We start from the raw sequence: 21,392 nt of genomic DNA, 5'->3' as shown, positions 1-21,392 counted from the left end.
TTATGGAACCCATCGTGCTGTTCAAGCAAGGCATGTTGCTGGTGGTCGTGCTATCGGCACCGCCGTTGATCGTCGCGGTGGTGGTCGGGGTCATGACGTCCCTGGTGCAGGCGTTGATGCAGGTACAGGACCAGACGCTACCCTTCGGCATCAAGCTGGTGGCGGTGGGGATCACGCTGATCATGACCGGCCGTTGGATTGGCGTGGAGTTGATCCAACTGATCAACCTGACCTTTGACATGATCGGCCGATCGGCCCTGAACTGAGGCACTGCCCGTGCTGCTCTATCTCGAGTATTTGCCCAGCCTTTTGATCGGCATGGCGCGGATCTACCCCTGTGGCATTCTAGTGGCGGCGTTCTGTTTTCAGCATATAAAGGGCATGCCGCGCCATACCATCGTGATGGTGTTGGCCTTGATGCCTGCACCGGGTATCCATGCGGCGTTGGCAGGCCAGGATTACTCCGCGATTCTATTGGGTGCGTTAGTGCTCAAGGAGGTGGCCCTGGGCGTTCTGCTGGGCGTGCTGCTATCGATGCCGTTCTGGATGTTTGAGTCGGTGGGCGCTCTGCTGGATAACCAGCGTGGCGCCTTGGCCGGTGGCCAACTCAACCCGTCGCTGGGGCCGGACGCGACGCCGATCGGGCATTTGTTCAAGCAGTTGGCGATTTTCCTGCTGATGGTGAGCCTGGGGTTGGGGTCCTTGACCCAAGTGATCTGGGACAGTTACTTGATCTGGCCACCCACTGTGTGGTTCCCGCTGCCGGCGGCGAATGGGATGAGCGTGTTCATCGATCTGTTGGGCGATACCTTTACACATATGTTGCTCTACGCCGCGCCGTTTATTGCAGCGTTGCTGTTGCTGGAGTTCGGCATTGCGCTGCTGGGGGTGTACAGCCAACAGTTACAAGTGAGTACGCTGGCGCCACCGGTCAAGAGCCTGGCGGGGATTGGTATTCTCCTGCTCTACTTTGCGCTGTTGCAGGACTTGATCGTCGGCCGCATGGGGCTGTTGGGCGATCTTAAACATTCACTGAGGCTGTTGATCAAGGTCGCTATCCCATGAGCGATTCCGGCGAAAAGAAGCACCCGGCGTCAGCCAAGAAACTGCGTGACCAACGCAAGAAAGGCCAGGTCGCCCAAAGCCAGGATGTGGCAAAGCTGGTGGCGCTGACGGCTATCAGCGAGATTGCCTTGTTCACTGCCGAGACCAGCCTGCAACGCTTCCAGCAATTGATGCTGCTGCCGATGTCGCGCCTGACTCAGCCCTTTGCGCGAGCGTTGGAGGAGGTGCTGCTTGAAGGGATGGTGGTGTTTTTCTCGTTCGCCTTGCTGATGGCCGGGCTGGCGATTGCTGCCAAGCTGATCAGCAGTTGGATGCAGTTCGGGATGCTGTTTGCACCAGAGACCCTGAAGCTGGATTTCAACCGCCTCAACCCGATCAGTCAGGTCAAGCAAATGTTCTCCGCTCAACAGTTGATGAACCTGCTGATGAGCATCGTGAAAGCGTGTCTTATCGCCTTGATTCTGTATGTAGTGATCTGGCCGTCATTGGGCACTCTGATCAACCTGGCCACCAGTGATTTGCAGAGCTATATCCTGGCGTTGATTGCGCTGTTTCGGCACTTACTGCACGCCTGCCTCGGCATGCTCCTGGTATTGGCGCTTATCGACCTGATGATGGTGAAGCACTTTTTCGCCAAACGCATGCGCATGACCCAGGTGGAGGTGGTCAAAGAGTACAAGGACATGGAGGGCGACCCGCACGTCAAGGGTCAGCGGCGTTCGCTGGCGTATCAATTGGCTAATGAAGAACCCAAGGTCAAGCTTCCAAAGCTGGAAGAGTCCGACATGCTGGTGGTCAACCCGACGCACTTTGCCGTTGCCTTGTATTACCGACCCGGTAAAACACCGCTGCCCTTGCTGGTCAGCAAGGGCACGGATGACGAGGCCCGCAAACTGATCCAGCGCGCCAAAGCAGCTGACGTGCCAGTGATCCAATGTGTGTGGCTGGCCCGCACGCTCTACACGAAAAAACTGGGAGCAAGCATCCCCCGCGAGACCCTGCAGGCGGTAGCAGTGATTTATCGCACCTTGCGCGAACTCGATGATGAAGCCAAGCGTGAAACCTTGGAACTGCCCGAGCTTGAGCAGCGTTGATCAGCGGTCCAAGGCTTGCAGGTTTGCCAGTGAAAGCATCCGGCTGAGGATTCTGTCCAGCGTGCTGTGGGTTGCTGGCAGCGCGTGCCAGATCACCAGTGCGTCCTGGGCATCGAGGTAAATAAAACACCCATCGAATGCCAGCGCTTGCTCAAAGCGTCGTTCTAGAATTCGTTGTTGTTGCCCGGTCTGTAACGCTTCGCGAGCGACTTGCAGGGCAATACCCGGGCGGTTTCCGGCGCGCAGCGCGCACACCTGGATACCGGGTGCGAGGGACAGGCGAGTGGCAGTGCCACTCACCAGGTTGTCCAGAAACGCCTGGCGTTGATCGTCGGGCATTTCCGGGCGCCTCATCGCTGCAGTGACACCGTCTGGTAGTCCGGGCGCTCGCCGGCGGGGCCAGGCTCGACGCGCATCTGTGGCGGCCACCAGATCACCATCTTGTCCGTGGTCGATTGCGGGCGTGAGCAAGAATCACCCTTGCAGGTGGGCGTACAACCGCTGACGAGCAGTGCTATGCCGATCGAGATGACGCATAAAGGTCTGAGTTTCATGGCAGGGCCTTCTGAGCAGGAGTGATCAAGGACGGACGGGGCACACTGAGGTGTTCATCCTTCACCACCGGACGCATGGCGATAAATACCTCGGCTTCTTCACCTGGCTTGAGCCAGGCGCGCGGCCACACGGTGACTGCCAGGGTCTGCGAGTTGCTGCACTCTTTCTCGTCGATACGTACGTTGCGGTTGAATTGGTTGCGCAATACCACGACCGCCACGTTGTATTCCGGGCCTGCGTACCACTGGCTGCGCTCGGTGTTCAGTGACAGCAGGTTGCGGGTGCTGCATAAGGTTTTCAGCCCCAAAGGCATTGGTGCTGCCTTGAAAGCCTTGGGGACTTCCCCACTGACCAGATGCGCCAGGGTGCTGGTAATGTCACTGCGCTTTATGACGGGCTGATGGGGAGAGTACCGTCGTGCCAGCGGGGCTAAGGCCGCCTGCAACTCGGCCTGATCGGCTTGCGGTAAGTAGCGCGACGGATCGTCCTGGTCGCCGATGACGCGCGGGGTGAGGATGAACAGGCGTTCACGGCGATTGTTCTGGCGTTCGGTCGAGGAAAACAGTGCCTTGCCCAACAGTGGGATATCGCCCAGCAGAGGAATCTTTCTCTGCTTGTCGGTACTTTCAGTGACATGGAACCCGCCAACCACCAGCGAACGCTTTTCTGCCATTACCGCTTGGGTGCTGACCTTGCCCCGGCGTACATCAAGGTGATTGGGGTCAGCGTTGCTCTCGTCGAAGTTGCCATCTTCGATGTCCACTGCCAAATGGATCTGGTGGCCGCCTCGACTGGTGGTAACCCTGGGGACCACCTGGAAACTGGTGCCCACGGTGACGGGCAAAATGGATGCATATTCACTGCCGGGAGTGAGGTACTGGGTGCGGTTGAAGTCGATTACTGCTGGTTGGTTTTCCAGGGTAAGCACCGAAGGGTTCGAGACCATGGTTGCCAGTCCCTTTTCTTCCAGTGCGCGAATATCGGCATAGAAACGATCGCGGTTTTCAATCGACAGCTGCGACGAGGTGCCGGGTGCCATGTTGACACCGCCCCGGAAGCGGCTGTTCTGGAACCCCCAGTTCACCCCGAATTCACGCAACTGCGTACGCTCGATGTCGAGAATGATCGCATCGATTTCGATCAGCTTGCGCGCGACGTCGAGCTGGTTGATCAGCTCGCGGTACATGGCCTGGCGTTCAGGCAAGTCATAGATCAGCACGGCGTTATTGCGCACATCGGCTTCGACGCGGATTCTACTTGTAGATGTCGGTGCGCGCGCGGTCATTGTCGGGCTGGCATCCAACTGCCCGGTATTGCCATTTGCGCCGAGCATCTGGCCCAACAGCGGGTTGGTCAACCGGGGCAGGTTGGGTGTCAGGAGAGCGGGTTGGGGGGCGGGTGGTTGGCTCAGCCCCGCCAGCGTAGAAGTAGAGCGCGGCTCCAGCAGGCTACGCAGAATACTGGCGACTCCGGGAATGGTGAGTTTTTCGCCGCGATAGTCCAGCGTGCGGTCCGCGGCATTGGCGAATTTCAGCGGGTAACTCAGCACGCTCTGTTTCTCATCGGTTGAGCGACGTTTACTGCTGAACTGCTTGACCTGTTCGATATAGGTTTTGGGGCCGGAGACGAGCACGACACCGTCTTCCGGCAACTCGCCCCAACCGAAACGGCTATCGAGTAGCCCGATGTCTGTCAGTGCCTGCTTAAGGTCGGAAATCGTCTCGGAGGAGACTTCCAGGCGCTCAGACTGCTGCTGGTCCAGCGTGCTGATGAACAGAGTGTTGTTGTACAGATACCACTGGAAGCGATGCTCAACCCCCAGCCGGTCCAGCATCGACTGTGGCGTATTCGCGCGGATTTTGCCGTTGACGTTGCCTTCCAGCAGGCCCTCGATCTGCAGTTTGGTGCCGAAGGTCTGGGCGAAATCTTCGAGTACGTCTCGAAGAGGCTTGTGCTCGGCCTCATAGGCATAGGCGATGTTTTTCCATTCCGGGGGGATGGCAGCGAAGGCGTTTCCAGTAGGGGCAAGCAACCAGGGCAGTATCAACAGGCCGCGCCAGTACGGTGTTCTTGAGCGTTTCTCGCGCAGGTGCAGGAGCAAGCTTAAGTGCTTGTCAGTCTTGTTATCCATTTAGGATTCTCTTTCTAAAGTGCCAGCGAGCGTAGCGGTGAGGGAGGGCGTTTGAGGTGCTGCTTAACCTGGCGCGCGACAACCGCGCGCCAGGTGTCGCGTTGGTTGAGCAGTTGTTCGATGGTATTGAGCAGAAGGCGCGTCTGGTGTCTGTCCGGTATGCACTGAGCCAGCCACAGCGCACCGGTGACCGAAGCCTGGGCGAGCGCACCCTGAAAATGATTGAGGCTGGCTTCCCCTAGTCTCATCCACGTTTCCAAGGAGAACTGGGCGGGGCAGGGCGGCGTCAGTTGCACGCTTAGCTGAAACGATCCGAATTGACGCCGCAGGATGATTTCGTCGTCGCCTTCGAACAGCGACAGTTGCTCTTCATGACTACCCAACCAGCGAGTGATCAGTTCATCCACTTTACTGGACGCCGTCGAGCGCAGTTTTGAGTAGCATGTGTTCGGCGCGTACGTGCTCGTTGTAGGCAAACATGGACAGGCGCTGTGCCTTGGCCTGTTCAAAAAAAGCGACGTCTGTGTCCAGGGTGTCTGGACTATTCAAGAGTTTATCCAACCGATTAGATTCAAGATCGGCATGTTTTGACAGTCTGCTTCTCAGGCTCGCGGAGGTTTCCATAAATATAATCTCATGGTGTGTTCCTGCTATGTGGCACTCGAGATGCCACCAGTTCCATCTGCCACTAGCGCATTGAACTATCGTCTGCTCAAGGCTTCGGAGTCGACGGTGGGGTCTCCTGTATCAACAGCATGTCGCGCAGGGTGTGCCAGTCGATGTGGAAGTCGCCCTCCGTTGTTTCCAATACCAATGCCTGGGGCTTGACTCTTTCATCAGGCCGTACGGTCCAGAGCGTTATGTCCAACGCAGCGAGGCTGCATTCAAGATCCTCTCGCTCAGGGGGATGGCACAGCAGGCAGGCTTGGACCGATGGGAGTTGGTTGGCTGTCAATTGTTTGATCAAGGCGGTAAGGCGTTTTGCAGGCGGCACCTCCTCTAACAGATGGCAAAAGGCTTCGTTGGTGATTGCAGTTGCATAACGCTCCAGTTGCTCGCACATGATGAGCCGCTGATGTTCCCACTGTCCCAGCACGCGATCTGCCCTTCGCCAGAACTCCAGGTTTGCCTGTTCATGGAAGGTGTCACGTTGCTGTACGGCCTCACTCACCAGGTGATCAGCCTGTAGCTTCGCACGCTCTACCAGTTCGTAGGCTTGGGTACTCTGGCTGAGTATTTCTCGCTTTATCAGGACATGGGCCAGATCAGAGGCCTTTTCATATAACTCAATCTTGCGTCGGCATAGCATGTTCGTGCCTTGTTTTATGAGCTCGGAAAATCTTCGTCATTGGGTGATATGACTCGCCAGACCAGTGCTTTCCAGAGTGTATCCAGTCGTCCACGTGTGTCTTCGAGTGCAAGCTGTTGGTATTCCAGCCGTCGCACACGCTGGGGGGGGAATCGCAGTCGAAGGCGCTGCCAAACGGCGGGCTCCACCCAGGCCTGCAACAGATGCAGGGGGTCTGCGTCGCCAGGTAGCAGGGCTTCCAGGGTTATTGCTTTGGAGAGGCGCAAGCACCATAAATGCTGGGCGTCGCTGACGGCTCCATCGACGGGCCGATGGCAAATATGACCCAACAGCGCCAGCATCTGCTGCAGTTGCTCTGCTGATGCGAGTGCCAGTTGCAGAACCGCGCCTTGAGGCGGTAATGGGAGGCAGGGGGCGATGTTCAGGGCCACACTGGCCCGCGAGTGCTGAGCACGCCAGAGATCATCGAGCCCGATGCATTGGCTAAGTTCGTCCCATTCTTCATGGGCCTGGCTCCATGGGGAGAACCACCATTGCGCCCACGCCAGTGCCTCATTCATCAGGTTCTGTGGCCTTGCTTGCTTTCGCCAACAGGCTTTGCCGGTGTCTATGCCAAATCACTGCAGCCAGTATCCCAAGCACGCTGCCGATGAATGTCAGTGACGTAGTCACACGCCAAAACGTCAGGTCATTTTCGGGAAGCAGAAACGGCCCGAAGTAGCTCAGCCGTTGCTGCTCTTGATAAGCCGCTGCAGGTACAAAAATTACGCTCAGCTTTCGTGAGTTATCGACTTCTGTCGTCATGCCTGGGATGCTGCTGGCAACCATCCGGCGTACACGCCCACGGATATTGTCGGGTTCAAGTCTCGGGTCGTGCTTGATAAACACCGAAGCAGACGCCGGTTGAACAGGTTCTCCCGGTGCAACACGCTCGGGCAATACGACGTGTACCCGGGCGACGATGACGCCATCGATTTTAGATAGGGTGGCTTCCAGCTCTTGGGACAGGGCATAAATGTAGCGAGCGCGCTCCTCCATCGGAGTGGAAATAACCCCTTCCTTGCGGAAAGTGTCTCCCATTGTGGCGCGAGCCATCCGGGGTAGTCCTGCGGCCTCCAGTGTGCGAACGGCACGGCTGATGTCGCTGGCATTGACGATAACAACATCTCCGTCTTTAGCTGGGACTTTTCGAGCGCGTATATGTTTGTCCGCCAGTTCCGCGATGACCTCGTTGGCTTCCTGTTCGGAAAGTTGTCGACGCAGTTCAACGCTATCGGAACACCCTGCGAGCAGTACTACCAATGATAAAGCCAGCCCTGTGGCCAGAGAGTGAATCATGTTTACCTACTGCAAATTGCCGATTTTATCGATGAGCTGCGCGCCTTTGCCTACGCTCTTTACCAGCACTTGTGTCGTTATCATTGTGTCTGAAAGGTGAGAGGCGTAGTTAAGCCGAGCCTTTTCGTTGAATTGAGAGTTGAAGGCTTTCAGGCTATTTTTCATTGATCTTGTCGATTTTTCCAACGGCCGCAGTGCGTCAGCCAATACACCTGTGGTTGATGTTGGGATGTTGTGCCTTGTTGAAGGTCCCAGCTGTGAAGAAAAGAAATTCACGTCTTCGTTTTGATGTGGCGTACTGCCCTGAGTCAGGTTCATGGTAGGGCGAAGTGAATGACCCAGCTGAAGTGAGCTTTCTATTTCCATACGGTACCTCGGGCGAGAAAAACTAAAAGGCCGCCCTCGTCCGTATACGAGGGCGGTTGTTCGATCAACGTATGGCGTCGATGTTCTTTTTCTGCTCAGTAATCTTGTACGCTTCAATGCCTTCTATCAGTGACTCGCGTGCCTCTTTTTTCCTTAAAGCCTTGAGGTCTGCGTTCTCGTCACCGCCGATGCCGCCACCGTCGTAATTGGAATAAATTGGGTTGTAGGGTGGTGTGTAACCAATACTGGACATAGGATCACTCCGTTATTGAAAAAAGATCTGGGTGTTTGGTCTATTGATATTAGATGCGTATTGAGTGCACCAGATATCAGACTCATAGCTTGAGTGGCGGGGGTGCGTAAAGAGGTTCCGGTGGTGATGGTGATGAGTGTTTCAAGGCGTTTCTTTTTTGTGTGCTGGGAATCAGTCGGCTGATATTTCCAGTAGTTTCATGCGGTAGTAAAGCGTGCGCTTGGCCATGCCCAGTTCCTCAGCACTCCCATCCACGCACTGAGCGTGACGGCGCAATGACTCCTCAATTAATACTTTTTCGATTTGCTGCAGACGCTGTTTCAAGTTTTTTTCGTTATCGGATGAGTCTGTCTTAGAGACGGACGAGAAAGGGGGAAGCCCCAGCACAAATCGCTTTACCGTGGATCGCAATTCGCGCGCGTTGCCCCGCCAAGGGTGGCATAAAAGCTGCTGGATCAGCGCTTCTGAAGGGCGCTCTGCTGCGCAATGGAAGTATTCCGCCTCCTGTCTAACCATCTTGAGAAATAAAGGTATGATCCGCTCGCGGCGGTTGCGCAGTGCGGGGAGATGAATGCTGACAACGCTCAGGCGAAAGTAAAGGTCGCGCCTGAAAGCGCCTTGTTCAACCATTTCATAAAGTGATTGCTGGGCGGAGGCGATGACGCGCATATCCACGGGAATGAACCGTGTCGAGCCTAATCGCTCAACGCCTCGGGATTCCAGCACGCGTAGCAACTTGGCTTGTAACGCGAGCGGCATGCTGTCGATTTCATCCAGGTAAAGTGTGCCCAAGTGCGAGGCCTCGATAAAACCCGACCGCGATTGCACTGCACCGGTATAGGCCCCGGTATTGACGCCGAACAATTGGCTTTCAGCAAGGCTCTCCGGAATAGCCGCGCAGTTCACCGCGACAAAGTTCCCACGTCGTCCGGATAAATTATGAATTCGCAGGGCTAGCGTGTCTTTACCTGTACCGGTTTCCCCAAGTAACAGGATATCAATATTGCGTGTAGCCGTAGCGTTGAGTGTGTTTTCAATATCAGGATCCTCAAAGTGCGGCGTATCTGTTTCATATCCATGATGATAGGAGGCCGACATAGTTGTTGTTACTCCACTGACATTTCAAAGCGCTGCCGTAATTGCTAAGTAGAGCGCAATTTTTTGACGCTGTCATCGTGTGCACGGGTAAAAAGCCGGGTATTGTAGTGTAGGAAAATTTGTTTATTTTAGTTTTTTAGTTGGTTGGAGTGGTGGTGAGTAAGTTGCTTCTTGTATGTAGGATAAAGTTTGTATTTAACATGATCCATAAAATCACACACACAAAAAAGCCGACGCAGAGCGTCGGCTTTATGGGTGTTGCGCTAGCGTTTAAACATTGAAGCGGAAATGCATCACATCGCCATCTTTCACGATGTATTCCTTGCCTTCCAAACGCCACTTACCGGCTTCCTTGGTACCTGCTTCACCCTTGTACTGGATGAAATCGTTGTATGCGATCACTTCGGCGCGGATAAAACCCTTTTCGAAATCGGTGTGGATCACACCGGCGGCCTGTGGCGCGGTGGCGCCGACCTTGACGGTCCACGCGCGGACTTCTTCGACGCCTGCGGTGAAGTAGGTCTGCAGGTTGAGCATTTCGTAGCCGGCGCGAATCACGCGGTTCAGGCCAGGTTCGGTCAGGCCCAGGGCCTCGAGGAACATATCCTTTTCTTCGCCGTCATCAAGCTCGGCGATTTCGGCTTCGATCTTGTTGCACACCGGAACCACGATGGCGCCTTCTTCGTCGGCGATGGCCTTGACCACGTCCAGCAGCGGGTTGTTCTCGAAACCGTCTTCAGCGACGTTGGCGATGTACATCACAGGCTTGGTGGTCAGCAGGTGGAAGCCTTTGATCACGGCCTTCTCGTCAGCGCCCATGTTCTTCATCAGGCTGCGTGCCGGCTTGCCTTCGGTGAAGTGAGCGATCAACTGCTCCAGCAGGCCTTTCTGGACCACAGCGTCCTTGTCACCACCCTTGGCATTACGCGCGACTTTCTGCAGTTGCTTCTCGCAGCTGTCGAGGTCGGCGAAGATCAGTTCCAGGTCGATGATCTCGATGTCGCGTTTCGGGTCGACGCTGTTGGAGACGTGGATCACGTTTTCGTCTTCAAAGCAGCGGACCACGTGGGCGATGGCATCGGTCTCGCGGATGTTGGCCAGGAACTTGTTGCCCAGGCCTTCACCTTTCGAGGCGCCGGCGACCAGGCCAGCGATGTCGACGAACTCCATGGTGGTCGGCAGGATGCGCTTGGGGTTGACGATGGCCGCCAGGGCTTCCAGGCGCGGATCGGGCATAGGCACGATGCCGCTATTGGGCTCGATGGTGCAGAAGGGGAAGTTCTCCGCTGCGATACCGGACTTGGTCAGGGCGTTGAACAGGGTGGATTTGCCGACGTTGGGCAGGCCGACGATGCCGCAATTGAATCCCATGGTGTTTCCCCTCGGTAAGAGTCAGGCCTTCTGGCTGTGCAGGTTTTTCATCGCGCGGTTCCATTCACCGGCGAAGATATCCGGCAGCACGCCGAGGGCAAAGTCGATGCTGGCATCGAGTTTTTCCTGTTCGGCGCGTGGCGCACGACCCAGGACGAAATTTGAAACCATACTGGCAACGCCTGGGTGGCCAATGCCAAGCCGCAGACGGTAGAAATTATTCTGATTACCCAGCTGCGCGATGATGTCGCGCAGGCCATTGTGCCCGCCATGCCCGCCGCCCAGCTTGAGCTTGGCAACACCGGGTGGCAGGTCCAATTCGTCATGGGCCACCAGGATTTCCTCGGGTTTGATCCGGAAGAAACCCGCAAGCGCCGCGACAGCCTGGCCGCTGCGGTTCATGTAGGTGGTGGGAATCAGCAGACGAACATCCTGACCCTGATGCGAGAAGCGTCCGGTCAGGCCAAAATATTTGCGATCGGCCACCAAGTTCACACCTTTGGCGTGGGCGATGCGCTCAACAAAAAGGGCCCCCGCGTTATGCCGGGTCTGTTCGTATTCGGCGCCTGGATTTCCCAGGCCAACGATCAGTTTAATGGCAGTCACGACAGGGGCCCTTCCTTTGGAGTTGTGGATAACATCGCCAGACCTGAGTGCGGCGAAAGTGGACAACACTACATCATTTACTCAAGAGTAAACGTCGCGTCATCGCCCGCTTTCTCGCTACGTTTCGGTCCGCGATGTTTCCTCAAGCTCCGGCAATACAGAGTGAATTACTCTGCAGCGCCTTCTTCTTCAGCTTCTGGAGCAACGCGTGGAGCGTGAACGTTGGCAACAGCTTTGTCATCACCGTGAGCCAGTGCGACAAACTCAACGCCTTTAGGTGCCTTGAGGTCGGACAGGTGAACGATAGCGCCGATTTCCAGAGCCGACAGGTCGACTTCGATGAACTCAGGCAGGTCTTTCGGCAGGCAGGTCACTTCGATTTCGTTCAGGACGTGCGAGATCTCGCCGCCTTTCTTGACCGGAGCTTCTTCACCAACAAAGTGCACAGGCACGATAGCGGTCAGTTTCTGGCCAGCTACAACGCGAACGAAGTCAGCGTGCATGATGAACTGCTTGGACGGGTGACGCTGCATCGCTTTAACGATGACGTTCTGCTTGGCGCCGTCGACGTTCAGCTCGATAACGTGGCTGTAGGCAGCTTCGTTTTCGAACAGCTTGGCGATTTCCTTGGCCAGGATGGTCACGGATTCAGCAGGCTTGTTACCACCGTATACAACGGCTGGGATGTTGGCGGCGTGACGCAGGCGGCGGCTCGCACCTTTCCCCAGGTCAGTACGCGCTTGGGCGTTCAGAGTAAAGTCGTTCATGTTGTATCTCCAAAATAGCCATCATCGAGCGGCGTTTGCGACCAGCGCCAGACTCGACATGGGCAAAAAAGCCCCGCCCCAACAGAATGTCGGGGCGGGGCGCTTTTCGTCAGTGGGATAGACCGTAGGTTTGACCCTTAACGGAACATCGCGCTGATCGATTCTTCATTGCTGATGCGGCGAACCGCCTCGGCAACAACCGGTGCGATATCCAGTTGACGGATACGCGAACAGGCTTGAGCAGCAGCGGACAACGGGATGGTGTTGGTCACCACCAGTTCGTCCAGCATTGAATTCTCGATGTTCTCGATCGCTCGGCCAGACAGCACAGGGTGTGTGCAGTAGGCGAAGACTTTAGCGGCACCGTGCTCTTTCAAGGCTTTCGCCGCGTGGCACAGGGTGCCGGCGGTGTCGACCATGTCATCAACCAGAATACAGGTACGCCCTTCGACATCACCGATGATATGCATCACTTCAGAGTGATTGGCTTTCTCACGGCGTTTGTCGATGATCCCGAGGTCCACGCCCAGGGATTTGGCAACAGCCCGTGCACGCACGACGCCACCAATGTCCGGGGACACGATCATCAGGTTTTCAAAGCGCTGGTCTTCGATGTCATCCACCAATACGGGGGAGCCGTAGATGTTATCTACCGGAATGTCGAAGAACCCCTGGATTTGGTCAGCGTGCAGGTCAACCGTGAGAACACGGTCGATGCCTACCACGGTGAGCATGTCAGCCACGACTTTCGCGCTGATAGCCACACGTGCGGAACGCGGACGGCGATCCTGACGGGCATAACCAAAGTAAGGGATTACAGCTGTGATTCGAGTCGCTGAGGAGCGGCGGAAGGCATCAGCCATCACGACGAGTTCCATCAGGTTATCGTTGGTCGGAGCGCAAGTCGGCTGAATAATGAAGACGTCTTTACCGCGAACGTTTTCATTGATCTCGGCTGTAATTTCGCCGTCGGAGAATTTACCGACAGAGATGTCACCGAGAGGGATATGCAGCTGACGTACGACACGCCGAGCCAGATCGGGGTTAGCATTCCCCGTAAAGACCATCATCTTGGACACGCGCAGTACCTAGAGGCTGAGGGTAACCTGGATGAGTATAGAAAATGGCAGGGGCGGCTGGATTCGAACCAACGCATGGCAGGATCAAAACCTGCTGCCTTACCGCTTGGCGACGCCCCTGTATCTGTTGCAACGAGTGCCTAACACTCGGTTCCTTTAGAGCAGACTTTGCAGCTTGCGATGCAACATCGAAACGTTGCTTCCCTTTGCTACAAACCCTGTAAGGGTCTCTGTAAGAAGGGCCGAGACTTTATCAGCTTCAGCTTTGCTTGGGAAGCCCCCAAACACACAACTTCCAGTGCCGGTTAATTTCGCTTCGGTAAATTTACCTAACAAATTCAAAGCGTTACGTACCTCTGGATAACGCCTTGCTACAACCGGTAAGCAGTCATTTCGACTGTTTCCCTTGGGAACGGGGCGCACTTTAATGGGAGGAGAGTTACGTGTCAACAGTGGATCTGAAAAAATTTCTGCTGTACTTACAGATACTTGCGGAACAAGCACGACATACCACGGCTCCTCGGGGTATTCCGGGCTGAGTTTCTCGCCAACGCCCTCGGCAAAAGCCGCGTGCCCACGCACGAAAACCGGGACGTCGGCCCCCAGTGTCAGGCCCAGGGCCGCAAGGCGATCGTCATCCCAGCCCAGTTGCCACAAGTGGTTCAGCCCGAGCAATGTGGTCGCGGCATTTGAACTGCCGCCACCGATACCACCGCCCATGGGCAGGATTTTATCAATCCAGATATCGATGCCGAGCGTACAGCCGGATTGCTCCTGAAGTTTTTTCGCCGCCTTCACGATCAGGTTGCTGTCGTGAGGGACACCTTCGAAGTCGGTATGCAACTTGATGACGCCATCGTCGCGTACGGCGAATGTCAGCTCATCGCCGTAGTCGAGAAATTGAAACAGCGTCTGCAGCTCGTGGTAACCGTCTTCACGGCGGCCCAAGATGTGCAGCATCAGATTGAGTTTGGCCGGGGAGGGCAGGGTCAATGTTTGTACGGACACGTTATTGCCCCAGTTTGCGCGGTTGCCAGTCCTTGATCACCAGTGTGACATCAAGGTCGGGGCCATGCAGCTTGATACGTTCAGGCAGCCAATACCCGCTTTGTTCCACATAGCTCAAATATTCCACCTGCCAGCCATCCTGCTCCAGGGTGGCCAGGCGGCTGTCGCCATTAAGGCTCAGGCGACTCTTGCTGTCAGGTGCGGGCAAGCCACGTACCCACCAGACCAAGTGAGACACCGGCAGCTTCCAGCCAATCTGTTGTTCCAGCAGCTCTTCCGGGGAGGTGGCTTCGTAGCGGCCTTGGTTGGCCACTTCAAGGCTGACTTGCCCCGGTCGCCCGGTCAGGCGGGCTGCGCCGCGACCGAGCGGGCCGGAGAGGCGAATGTCGTAGTAATCCTGGCGTTGTAGCCAGAACAAGGTACCGCTGCCGGAGTCTTTCGGCGCACGTACACCGACTTTGCCTTCGATCTGCCAGCCATCGATGCTGCTGAGCTGGTCCTTGTGTTGCTTCCATTGCGCCGGGTTGCCCTGGCCCTCAACGGATTCACGGGCACCGAAGCCCGCGCAACCGGCGAGCAGGGCGATGAAGCTGAAAATAATGAGGTAGCGCAAGAACATAAGCTTAAAGGGTCTCGGAGCCGGTCAGGCGTTTGATGGTGCCGCGCAGGACGGGGCTTTCAGGTTGTTCCTTGAGGAATTTTTCCCAGATCTGACGTGCTTCGCGCTGCTTGCCATTGGCCCACAGCACTTCGCCCAGGTGGGCGGCGACTTCCTGGTCCGGGAAGCGCTCCAGTGCCTGGCGCAGCAAGCGTTCGGCTTCGTCCAGGTTGCCCAGGCGGTAATTCACCCAGCCGAGGCTGTCGAGTACGGCCGGGTCTTCCGGGTTGAGCTTGTGGGCTTGCTCGATCAGCACCTTGGCTTCGTCGTAGCGCGTGGTGCGGTCGGACAGGGTGTAGCCCAAGGCGTTGAGGGCCATGGCATTGTCCGGGTCGCGCTTGATGATCAGGCGCAGGTCTTTTTCCATCTGCGCCAGGTCATTGCGTTTTTCCGCCTGCATGGCGCGGGTGTACAGCAGGTTCAAATCATCGGGGAACTGCAGCAATGCTTGTTGCAGCAGTTTCCACGCCCGCTCGCCCTGATTGTTGGCCGACAGGGTTTCGGCCTGGATCAGGTACAGCTGGATCGCGTAGTCCGGTTCGGCATCCCGCGCGGCGGCCAGGCGTTTTTCCGCCTCGTCGGTACGGCCATTGCTCATCAGGATATCGGCCTGGCGCAATTGGGCTGGCAGGTAGTCATTGCCGGGGCCGACCTGGGCGTATTCAAGCAGGGCAGCTTGTGGATCGTTACGTTCTTCGGCGATGCGGCCGAGATTCAAGTGCGCCGAATCCACGTGGCTCTCACGCTGGATCAGCTCTTCCAGGTAGCCCTTGGCCTCGTCCCAGGCCTTGGCTTCGAGGCACACCAGCGCCAGGGAGTAACGTAATTCGTCGTCATCCGGGTATTGCTGGACCAGGTTGGCGAACTGCACTTTGGCGTCCTCCATGCGGTCCTGTTCCACCAGCATGCGCGCGTAAGTCAGGCGCAGGCGCTTGTCGTCCGGATACTTCTTGATGCTTTTTTCCAGCAGCGGAATCGCTTCCTTGCCGCGGTTGAGGTTCTGCAGCAGGCGAGCGCGCAACAGGATCGGGGCGATTTCGCCTTCTTCCGGCGGGTTCTGCTCCAGCAGCTTCAACGCCGCGTCGGCTTCGTCATCCTGTTGCAGCAGCAATGCCTTGCCGAAGATCAGCTGGCTGTTCTTCGGATGTTTCTGCAGCAGGCGGTCGAAACTCTTCATCAGGCCATTGCGGGTGTCCTGGTCGGTGTCGGCAGCCGACAATGCGAGGAAATCGAAATGGGTGTCGCCCTTGCCCTGCAGGACTTTCTCCATATAAACCATGGAGTCGTCATAACGCCCGGCGCGTGCCAGTTGAATGGCTGCCGCCCGTTGTGCTTCCAGGTCGTCCGGGGCGTTTTTTGCCCAGATCAGCGACGTGTCCAGCGCAGCCTGGTCAGCGCCAAGGTATTCGGCGATGCGGAAGGCCCGCTCGGAAATGCCTGGATCCTGGGTGTTGATCGCCTGGGTCACGTAGTTATCCAGCGCAATGTCGAAGCGATTGCGTTGGCCGGCCAGCTCTGCGGTCAGCAGGCTGTACACCGTTTCTTCCGTGAACGAGGAATAAACCTTTGGCTTTTCAGGGGCTGGGGTGCTGTCTTCCACCGGCGGGGTACCGTCCGGCGACACGGGTGCCATGGCCTGGCAGCCGCTGAGGAAGACAAAAGCAAGGAGCAACGCGGAAGATCTATTCATATAGGAAGAGGACGACTAACCTGCGGTCGGATCATCATGACACAAGCCTTCGGCCAAACATAACCGAGACTCAATGGGTGCCTTTATAGACACAAGGCATTAGGACAATAGACGACGGTGGTTGTTCTGAATCTTTCGAAGTAGGACAATTGTCGGCTTCCCGACATCATCAGCGATATTGAATGGCCTTCCTCGCACTCGGTATTAACCACAAGACTGCCTCCGTAGACGTGCGCGAGCGCGTGGCGTTTACGCCAGAGCAGTTGGTTGAGGCCTTGCAGCAGCTCTGCCGGCTCACCGACAGTCGCGAAGCTGCGATCCTTTCGACCTGCAATCGCAGCGAGCTTTATATAGAGCAGGAACATCTTTCAGCGGATGTCGTGCTGCGCTGGCTGGCCGATTACCACCATTTGGACCTCGACGACCTGCGCGCGAGCGCTTATGTGCATGAAGAGGATGCGGCAGTTCGTCACATGATGCGTGTGGCCGCCGGGCTCGATTCGCTGGTGTTGGGCGAGCCGCAGATCCTCGGCCAGATGAAGTCCGCCTACGCCGTAGCGCGTGAGGCAGGCACCGTTGGCCCGCTGCTGGGCCGGCTGTTCCAGGCCACGTTCAATTCCGCCAAGCAAGTGCGCACCGACACCGCCATTGGCGAAAACCCGGTGTCCGTGGCATTTGCCGCGGTCAGCCTGGCCAAGCAGATTTTCAGTGACTTGCAGCGCAGCCAGGCCCTGCTGATCGGCGCCGGCGAGACCATTACCCTGGTCGCCCGCCACCTGCATGACCTGGGGGTGAAGCGTATCGTCGTTGCCAATCGCACCCTGGAACGTGCCAGCATCCTCGCTGAGCAGTTCGGTGCGCATGCCGTGTTGTTGTCGGATATCCCGGCCGAGCTGGTGCGCAGCGATATCGTCATCAGCTCAACCGCCAGCCAGTTGCCGATCTTGGGCAAGGGCGCGGTCGAGAGTGCATTGAAACTGCGCAAGCACAAACCTATCTTCATGGTAGACATCGCTGTTCCCCGGGATATCGAGCCAGAAGTCGGCGAGTTGGACGACGTTTACCTCTATAGCGTCGACGATTTGCACGAAGTGGTCGCCGAAAACCTTAAGAGCCGCCAGGGTGCCGCCCAGGCCGCCGAGGAAATGGTCAGCACCGGCGCCGAAGATTTTATGGTGCGCCTGCGTGAGTTGGCGGCGGTGGACGTGCTCAAGGCGTATCGTCAGCAAGGCGAGCGCCTGCGCGACGAGGAGCTGATCAAGGCCCAGCGCTTGCTGGCCAACGGCAGCAGCGCCGAGGAAGTGTTGATGCAACTGGCGCGTGGCCTCACCAACAAATTGCTCCACGCACCCAGCGTACAGTTGAAAAAGCTTACCGCCGAAGGCCGCCTCGATGCGCTGGCCATGGCCCAGGAACTCTTTGCCCTCGGTGAGGGCGCGTCAGAAAGCTCTTCGGATAAAAAACCGCAATGAAAGCGTCACTGCTCAATAAACTGGACGTGCTCCAGGACCGTTTCGAAGAACTGACCGCCTTGCTTGGCGACGGCGAGGTCATCTCCGATCAAGCCAAATTCCGCGCCTATTCCAAGGAATACGCCGAAGTTGAGCCGATTGTGGCCACCTACAAGCACCTGACCAAGGTACAGGCCGACCTCGAAGGCGCCCAGGCGCTGCTCAAGGACAGCGACCCGGACATGCGCGAAATGGCGGTGGAAGAAGTCCGCGAAGCCAAGGAAAAACTGGCCGAGCTGGAAGGCGACCTGCAGCGCATGTTGCTGCCCAAGGACCCGAATGACGGGCGCAACGTGTTCCTCGAAATCCGTGCCGGCACCGGCGGTGACGAGGCGGCGATCTTCTCCGGCGACCTGTTCCGCATGTATTCGCGCTATGCCGAACGTCGCGGCTGGCGTGTGGAGATCCTGTCCGAGAACGAAGGCGAGCACGGCGGCTACAAAGAAGTCATCGCGCGGGTCGAAGGCGATAACGTCTACGGCAAGCTCAAGTTCGAATCCGGCGCGCACCGCGTACAACGCGTCCCGGCCACGGAATCCCAAGGCCGTATCCACACCTCGGCGTGTACTGTCGCGGTGTTGCCTGAGCCGGACGAACAGGAAGCCATCGAGATCAACCCGGCCGACTTGCGTGTCGACACTTACCGCTCGTCGGGCGCGGGTGGTCAGCACGTCAACAAGACCGACTCGGCGATCCGCATCACTCACTTGCCCTCGGGCATCGTGGTGGAGTGCCAGGAAGAACGCTCCCAGCACAAGAACCGTGCACGGGCCATGTCCTGGCTGTCGGCCAAGCTCAACGACCAGCAGACCAGCGCCGCCGCCAACGCGATTGCCAGCGAGCGCAAGTTGCTGGTGGGCTCGGGCGACCGCTCCGAGCGCATCCGCACCTATAACTTTGCTCAGGGCCGGGTCACCGACCACCGGGTCAATCTCACGCTTTACTCCCTGGACGAGATTCTTGCCGGTGGCGTGGAAGCGGTGATCGAGCCGTTACTCGCTGAGTACCAGGCCGATCAATTGGCGGCGATAGGTGAATAAATGACCATCATCGCCAGCCTGCTGCGCGCCGCCGACCTTCCGGACTCGCCCACTGCGCGCCTGGATGCTGAATTGCTGCTGGCCGCTGCCCTGGGTAAATCCCGCAGCTACCTGCACACCTGGCCCGAGAAAATCGTCAGCAGCGAAGATGCGCTGACCTTTGGCGGCTACCTGCAGCGCCGTCGCGGCGGTGAGCCGGTGGCCTACATCCTCGGCCAGCAAGGCTTCTGGAAGCTGGACCTGGAGGTCGCGCCCCATACGCTGATACCGCGCCCGGACACCGAGCTGCTGGTAGAGGCTGCCCTGGAATTGTTGCCCGCCACGCCCGCCAAGGTCCTCGACCTGGGCACCGGCAGCGGTGCCATCGCCTTGGCCCTGGCCAGCGAACGTCCGGCCTGGCAGGTCACCGCCGTCGACCGCGTGCTGGAAGCCGTGGCCCTGGCCGAGCGCAACCGCCAGCGCCTGCACCTCAAGAACGTCAATGTGCTGAACAGCCACTGGTTCAGCGCGCTGCAAGGTCACACCTATGACCTGATCATCAGCAACCCGCCGTACATCGCCGACAACGACCCGCACCTGGCGGCGGGCGATGTGCGCTTTGAGCCGGCCAGCGCGCTGGTGGCCGGCCACGATGGCTTGGATGACCTGCGGTTGATCATCAGAGAAGCCCCCGCCCACCTGAATGCCGGTGGGCGACTGCTGCTGGAGCACGGTTACGACCAGGCCCCGGCCGTGCGTGACCTGCTGTTGAGCGAAGGGTTTGAGGACGTGCACAGTCGTATCGACCTCGGCGGCCACGAGCGCATCACCCTGGGGCGTCGGCCGTGCTGACCGATCAGGAGCTGTTGCGCTATAGCCGACAGATTCTGTTGCAGCATGTCGACATCGACGGCCAATTGCGCCTCAAAAACGCGCGTGCATTGATCGTCGGCCTCGGTGGCCTGGGTGCGCCCGTGGCGTTGTACTTGGCAGCGGCCGGTGTGGGCGCGCTGCATCTGGCGGATTTCGACACCGTCGACCTGACCAACCTGCAACGCCAGATCATCCATGACACCGACAGTGTCGGGCAGACCAAGGTCGACTCGGCCCTGCGCCGCCTGACCGCGATCAACCCCGATGTCACGCTGATTGCCCACCGTACCGCGCTGGATGTCGATTCCCTGGCCGCCGCGGTAGACGCTGTGGATGTAGTGCTCGATTGCAGCGACAACTTCTCCACCCGTGAAGCGGTGAATGCCGCCTGCGTCGCCGCCGGCAAGCCATTGATCAGCGGCGCGGCGATTCGCCTTGAAGGGCAGTTGTCGGTATTCGACCCACGTCGCGCCGACAGCCCGTGCTACCACTGTTTATATGGGCACGGCAGCGACACCGAACTCACCTGCAGCGAAGCTGGCGTAATCGGCCCGTTGGTGGGGCTGGTCGGTAGCCTGCAAGCTTTGGAAGCCTTGAAACTGCTGGCCGGTTTCGGCGAGCCGCTGGTGGGTCGCCTGTTGCTTATCGATGCCTTGACCACGCGTTTTCGCGAATTGCGCGTCAAGCGTGACCCCGGCTGCAGCGTGTGCGGGACGCACCATGGTTAAGGGCGCGCCGATCGGTGTGTTCGATTCCGGTATCGGCGGGTTGACCGTGCTGGACGAAATCCAGCAACTGTTGCCCCACGAATCACTGCTGTATGTGGCCGATTGCGGGCACATCCCCTACGGCGAGAAAAGCCCGGCATTTATCCTTGAGCGTTCGCGGCGGGTGGCGGCGTTTTTCCGGGAGCAGGGCGCCAAGGCGTTCGTGATTGCCTGTAATACCGCGACCGTCGCCGCTGTCGCCGACCTGCGGCTGGATTTTCCTGACTGGCCACTGGTAGGCATGGAGCCGGCCGTAAAACCCGCAGCCGCGGCCACTCGCAGTGGCGTCGTCGGGGTGCTTGCCACCACCGGCACGTTGCAAAGCGCCAAGTTCGCCGCGTTGCTCGACCGATTCGCTACCGATGTGAAGGTCATCACCCAGCCGTGCCCGGGCTTGGTCGAACTGATTGAAAGCGGTGACCTGACCAGCCCAGCCCTGCGCCAGATGTTGCAGGGTTACGTCGAACCACTGCTCAGCGCCGGCTGCGACACCATCATCCTCGGTTGCACCCACTATCCCTTCCTCAAGCCACTCCTGGCGCAGATGCTGCCCCCCAGCATCATTCTCATCGACACCGGTGCCGCCGTGGCCCGCCAGCTCAAGCGTTTGCTGGGCGAGCGCGAGTTGCTGGCCGACGGCAATCCAGAACCTGCGCAGTTCTGGACCAGCGGCGATGTGTATCACTTAAGAAATATCCTACCGACACTATGGAAATATCCGGGCGATGTGCGAAGCTTCGCTTCGTGAAAAATTCGTGAAATACCGGCGTTATAAGCTGGAACTTCTGACTACACGCCAGCTTCTATAGCCAGATTGCCTGTAAAAAATTCTAT

26 protein-coding genes and 1 tRNA gene are annotated in these 21,392 nt (G+C 57.9%); 8 read left to right on the top strand and 19 right to left on the bottom strand.

From position 1 onward, the window contains the following. The first annotated feature begins 2 nt into the window (after positions 1-2). From sctS to sctU, 3 genes are read left to right on the top strand one after another with little or no spacing between them, the layout of a single operon-like run. On the top strand, positions 3-266 hold the full coding sequence (gene sctS / locus KHP07_RS04800; RefSeq protein ID WP_065888055.1) for a type III secretion system export apparatus subunit SctS: 264 nt from the start codon (positions 3-5) through the stop codon (positions 264-266). Between the two features lie 10 nt (positions 267-276). Next, positions 277-1,065 (top strand): type III secretion system export apparatus subunit SctT, encoded by a 789-nt coding sequence (gene sctT, locus KHP07_RS04795; RefSeq protein ID WP_078046769.1) that lies wholly within the window; start codon positions 277-279, stop codon positions 1,063-1,065. Further along, the gene (gene sctU / locus KHP07_RS04790) at positions 1,062-2,159 is read left to right on the top strand and encodes a type III secretion system export apparatus subunit SctU (RefSeq protein ID WP_099493983.1); all 1,098 of its coding nucleotides are present in this window, start codon (positions 1,062-1,064) and stop codon (positions 2,157-2,159) included. The genes sctT and sctU overlap by 4 nt, the downstream gene beginning before the upstream one ends. Here the strand turns inward: sctU and KHP07_RS04785 are convergent, their stop codons facing one another. The 19 genes from KHP07_RS04785 to KHP07_RS04695 all read right to left on the bottom strand — a co-directional run bounded on the left by KHP07_RS04785 (position 2,160) and on the right by KHP07_RS04695 (position 16,388). Further along, entirely contained in the window at positions 2,160-2,498 is a 339-nt protein-coding gene (locus tag KHP07_RS04785; protein WP_078046771.1) for a transcriptional regulator, read from the bottom strand. Between the two features lie 11 nt (positions 2,499-2,509). Further along, entirely contained in the window at positions 2,510-2,713 is a 204-nt protein-coding gene (hrpT, locus tag KHP07_RS04780; RefSeq protein WP_078046772.1) for an HrpT family type III secretion system protein, read from the bottom strand. Further along, positions 2,710-4,845, bottom strand: a complete 2,136-nt coding sequence (sctC, locus tag KHP07_RS04775; RefSeq protein WP_214496668.1) for a type III secretion system outer membrane ring subunit SctC — start codon at positions 4,843-4,845, stop codon at positions 2,710-2,712. Before sctC ends, hrpT begins: the two co-directional genes overlap by 4 nt. Before the next feature lie 14 nt (positions 4,846-4,859). Then, positions 4,860-5,252 carry a hypothetical protein gene (locus KHP07_RS04770; RefSeq protein WP_078046774.1) on the bottom strand — a complete coding sequence of 131 codons (393 nt, stop codon included), beginning with the start codon at positions 5,250-5,252 and terminating at the stop codon, positions 4,860-4,862. A 1-nt stretch (position 5,253) separates the two neighbouring features. Further along, the gene (locus tag KHP07_RS04765; protein ID WP_157806799.1) at positions 5,254-5,394 is read right to left on the bottom strand and encodes a hypothetical protein; all 141 of its coding nucleotides are present in this window, start codon (positions 5,392-5,394) and stop codon (positions 5,254-5,256) included. Positions 5,395-5,557: 163 nt separating this feature from the next. Then, positions 5,558-6,154, bottom strand: a complete 597-nt coding sequence (sctL, locus tag KHP07_RS04760) for a type III secretion system stator protein SctL (RefSeq protein WP_214496667.1) — start codon at positions 6,152-6,154, stop codon at positions 5,558-5,560. A gap of 14 nt (positions 6,155-6,168) precedes the next feature. After that, complete coding sequence (locus KHP07_RS04755) at positions 6,169-6,714, bottom strand: MerR family transcriptional regulator (protein ID WP_214496666.1); 546 nt, start codon at positions 6,712-6,714, stop codon at positions 6,169-6,171. Further along, positions 6,707-7,492, bottom strand: a complete 786-nt coding sequence (sctJ, locus tag KHP07_RS04750) for a type III secretion system inner membrane ring lipoprotein SctJ (RefSeq protein ID WP_099493988.1) — start codon at positions 7,490-7,492, stop codon at positions 6,707-6,709. The genes KHP07_RS04755 and sctJ overlap by 8 nt, the downstream gene beginning before the upstream one ends. A 6-nt stretch (positions 7,493-7,498) precedes the next feature. Continuing rightward, positions 7,499-7,858, bottom strand: a complete 360-nt coding sequence (locus KHP07_RS29435) for a hypothetical protein (protein ID WP_223204493.1) — start codon at positions 7,856-7,858, stop codon at positions 7,499-7,501. Between the two features lie 64 nt (positions 7,859-7,922). Further along, a complete protein-coding gene (locus KHP07_RS04740; RefSeq protein ID WP_078046779.1) occupies positions 7,923-8,111 on the bottom strand; it encodes a hypothetical protein in 189 nt (62 codons plus the stop codon). A 171-nt stretch (positions 8,112-8,282) separates the two neighbouring features. Next, a complete protein-coding gene (locus KHP07_RS04735; RefSeq protein ID WP_099493990.1) occupies positions 8,283-9,209 on the bottom strand; it encodes a sigma 54-interacting transcriptional regulator in 927 nt (308 codons plus the stop codon). Between the two features lie 270 nt (positions 9,210-9,479). After that, complete coding sequence (gene ychF, locus KHP07_RS04730) at positions 9,480-10,580, bottom strand: redox-regulated ATPase YchF (protein ID WP_078046781.1); 1,101 nt, start codon at positions 10,578-10,580, stop codon at positions 9,480-9,482. A gap of 21 nt (positions 10,581-10,601) precedes the next feature. Next, on the bottom strand, positions 10,602-11,186 hold the full coding sequence (gene pth / locus KHP07_RS04725; RefSeq protein WP_214496703.1) for an aminoacyl-tRNA hydrolase: 585 nt from the start codon (positions 11,184-11,186) through the stop codon (positions 10,602-10,604). A 167-nt stretch (positions 11,187-11,353) separates the two neighbouring features. Beyond that, positions 11,354-11,953, bottom strand: coding sequence for a 50S ribosomal protein L25/general stress protein Ctc (locus KHP07_RS04720; RefSeq protein ID WP_034102008.1), 600 nt, complete (start codon positions 11,951-11,953; stop codon positions 11,354-11,356). Positions 11,954-12,090: 137 nt separating this feature from the next. Beyond that, entirely contained in the window at positions 12,091-13,032 is a 942-nt protein-coding gene (locus KHP07_RS04715; protein WP_003208392.1) for a ribose-phosphate pyrophosphokinase, read from the bottom strand. A gap of 45 nt (positions 13,033-13,077) precedes the next feature. Next, positions 13,078-13,152 (bottom strand) — tRNA-Gln (locus KHP07_RS04710). 36 nt (positions 13,153-13,188) lie between these two features. Then, positions 13,189-14,040: a 4-(cytidine 5'-diphospho)-2-C-methyl-D-erythritol kinase gene (gene ispE, locus KHP07_RS04705; protein WP_078046782.1), complete on the bottom strand. Its 852-nt coding sequence runs from the start codon at positions 14,038-14,040 to the stop codon at positions 13,189-13,191. Position 14,041: 1 nt separating this feature from the next. Further along, positions 14,042-14,659: a lipoprotein insertase outer membrane protein LolB gene (lolB, locus tag KHP07_RS04700; RefSeq protein ID WP_214496665.1), complete on the bottom strand. Its 618-nt coding sequence runs from the start codon at positions 14,657-14,659 to the stop codon at positions 14,042-14,044. A gap of 4 nt (positions 14,660-14,663) precedes the next feature. After that, positions 14,664-16,388: a tetratricopeptide repeat protein gene (locus tag KHP07_RS04695; protein WP_078046784.1), complete on the bottom strand. Its 1,725-nt coding sequence runs from the start codon at positions 16,386-16,388 to the stop codon at positions 14,664-14,666. Positions 16,389-16,570: 182 nt separating this feature from the next. On the opposite strand from KHP07_RS04695, the gene hemA reads away from it, so the two are divergent. Genes hemA through murI form a run of 5 tightly spaced genes read left to right on the top strand, consistent with a single transcriptional unit; the run spans position 16,571 to position 21,306 of the window. Continuing rightward, positions 16,571-17,860, top strand: a complete 1,290-nt coding sequence (gene hemA, locus KHP07_RS04690) for a glutamyl-tRNA reductase (protein WP_078046785.1) — start codon at positions 16,571-16,573, stop codon at positions 17,858-17,860. Further along, positions 17,857-18,939, top strand: a complete 1,083-nt coding sequence (gene prfA / locus KHP07_RS04685; protein WP_078046786.1) for a peptide chain release factor 1 — start codon at positions 17,857-17,859, stop codon at positions 18,937-18,939. Before hemA ends, prfA begins: the two co-directional genes overlap by 4 nt. Next, on the top strand, positions 18,940-19,770 hold the full coding sequence (gene prmC, locus KHP07_RS04680) for a peptide chain release factor N(5)-glutamine methyltransferase (RefSeq protein ID WP_214496664.1): 831 nt from the start codon (positions 18,940-18,942) through the stop codon (positions 19,768-19,770). Then, positions 19,764-20,519: a molybdopterin-synthase adenylyltransferase MoeB gene (locus KHP07_RS04675; RefSeq protein WP_099493992.1), complete on the top strand. Its 756-nt coding sequence runs from the start codon at positions 19,764-19,766 to the stop codon at positions 20,517-20,519. Before prmC ends, KHP07_RS04675 begins: the two co-directional genes overlap by 7 nt. After that, the gene (gene murI / locus KHP07_RS04670; RefSeq protein ID WP_100491524.1) at positions 20,512-21,306 is read left to right on the top strand and encodes a glutamate racemase; all 795 of its coding nucleotides are present in this window, start codon (positions 20,512-20,514) and stop codon (positions 21,304-21,306) included. The genes KHP07_RS04675 and murI overlap by 8 nt, the downstream gene beginning before the upstream one ends. The last annotated feature ends 86 nt before the right edge of the window (positions 21,307-21,392 follow it).

The sequence above is a fragment of the Pseudomonas sp. VS40 genome (assembly GCF_018587885.1).
Taxonomy (GTDB): Bacteria; Pseudomonadota; Gammaproteobacteria; order Pseudomonadales; family Pseudomonadaceae; genus Aquipseudomonas; species Aquipseudomonas pergaminensis.
Note: the sequence above shows the minus strand (reverse complement) of the source record. Positions and strands in the feature narration are given on the sequence as shown.

What these genes read in the sequence shown, in the direction of transcription:
- sctS (WP_065888055.1), top strand. Translation starts at nt 3, where the DNA reads ATGGAACCCATCGTGCTGTTCAAGCAAGGCATGTTGCTGGTGGTCGTG.
- sctU (WP_099493983.1), top strand. Translation starts at nt 1,062, where the DNA reads ATGAGCGATTCCGGCGAAAAGAAGCACCCGGCGTCAGCCAAGAAACTG.
- KHP07_RS04785 (WP_078046771.1), bottom strand. Translation starts at nt 2,498, where the DNA reads ATGCCCGACGATCAACGCCAGGCGTTTCTGGACAACCTGGTGAGTGGC.
- hrpT (WP_078046772.1), bottom strand. Translation starts at nt 2,713, where the DNA reads ATGAAACTCAGACCTTTATGCGTCATCTCGATCGGCATAGCACTGCTC.
- sctC (WP_214496668.1), bottom strand. Translation starts at nt 4,845, where the DNA reads ATGGATAACAAGACTGACAAGCACTTAAGCTTGCTCCTGCACCTGCGC.
- sctL (WP_214496667.1), bottom strand. Translation starts at nt 6,154, where the DNA reads ATGCTATGCCGACGCAAGATTGAGTTATATGAAAAGGCCTCTGATCTG.
- KHP07_RS04755 (WP_214496666.1), bottom strand. Translation starts at nt 6,714, where the DNA reads ATGAATGAGGCACTGGCGTGGGCGCAATGGTGGTTCTCCCCATGGAGC.
- sctJ (WP_099493988.1), bottom strand. Translation starts at nt 7,492, where the DNA reads ATGATTCACTCTCTGGCCACAGGGCTGGCTTTATCATTGGTAGTACTG.
- KHP07_RS29435 (WP_223204493.1), bottom strand. Translation starts at nt 7,858, where the DNA reads ATGGAAATAGAAAGCTCACTTCAGCTGGGTCATTCACTTCGCCCTACC.
- KHP07_RS04740 (WP_078046779.1), bottom strand. Translation starts at nt 8,111, where the DNA reads ATGTCCAGTATTGGTTACACACCACCCTACAACCCAATTTATTCCAAT.
- KHP07_RS04735 (WP_099493990.1), bottom strand. Translation starts at nt 9,209, where the DNA reads ATGTCGGCCTCCTATCATCATGGATATGAAACAGATACGCCGCACTTT.
- ychF (WP_078046781.1), bottom strand. Translation starts at nt 10,580, where the DNA reads ATGGGATTCAATTGCGGCATCGTCGGCCTGCCCAACGTCGGCAAATCC.
- KHP07_RS04720 (WP_034102008.1), bottom strand. Translation starts at nt 11,953, where the DNA reads ATGAACGACTTTACTCTGAACGCCCAAGCGCGTACTGACCTGGGGAAA.
- lolB (WP_214496665.1), bottom strand. Translation starts at nt 14,659, where the DNA reads ATGTTCTTGCGCTACCTCATTATTTTCAGCTTCATCGCCCTGCTCGCC.
- KHP07_RS04695 (WP_078046784.1), bottom strand. Translation starts at nt 16,388, where the DNA reads ATGAATAGATCTTCCGCGTTGCTCCTTGCTTTTGTCTTCCTCAGCGGC.
- hemA (WP_078046785.1), top strand. Translation starts at nt 16,571, where the DNA reads ATGGCCTTCCTCGCACTCGGTATTAACCACAAGACTGCCTCCGTAGAC.
- prfA (WP_078046786.1), top strand. Translation starts at nt 17,857, where the DNA reads ATGAAAGCGTCACTGCTCAATAAACTGGACGTGCTCCAGGACCGTTTC.
- prmC (WP_214496664.1), top strand. Translation starts at nt 18,940, where the DNA reads ATGACCATCATCGCCAGCCTGCTGCGCGCCGCCGACCTTCCGGACTCG.
- murI (WP_100491524.1), top strand. Translation starts at nt 20,512, where the DNA reads ATGGTTAAGGGCGCGCCGATCGGTGTGTTCGATTCCGGTATCGGCGGG.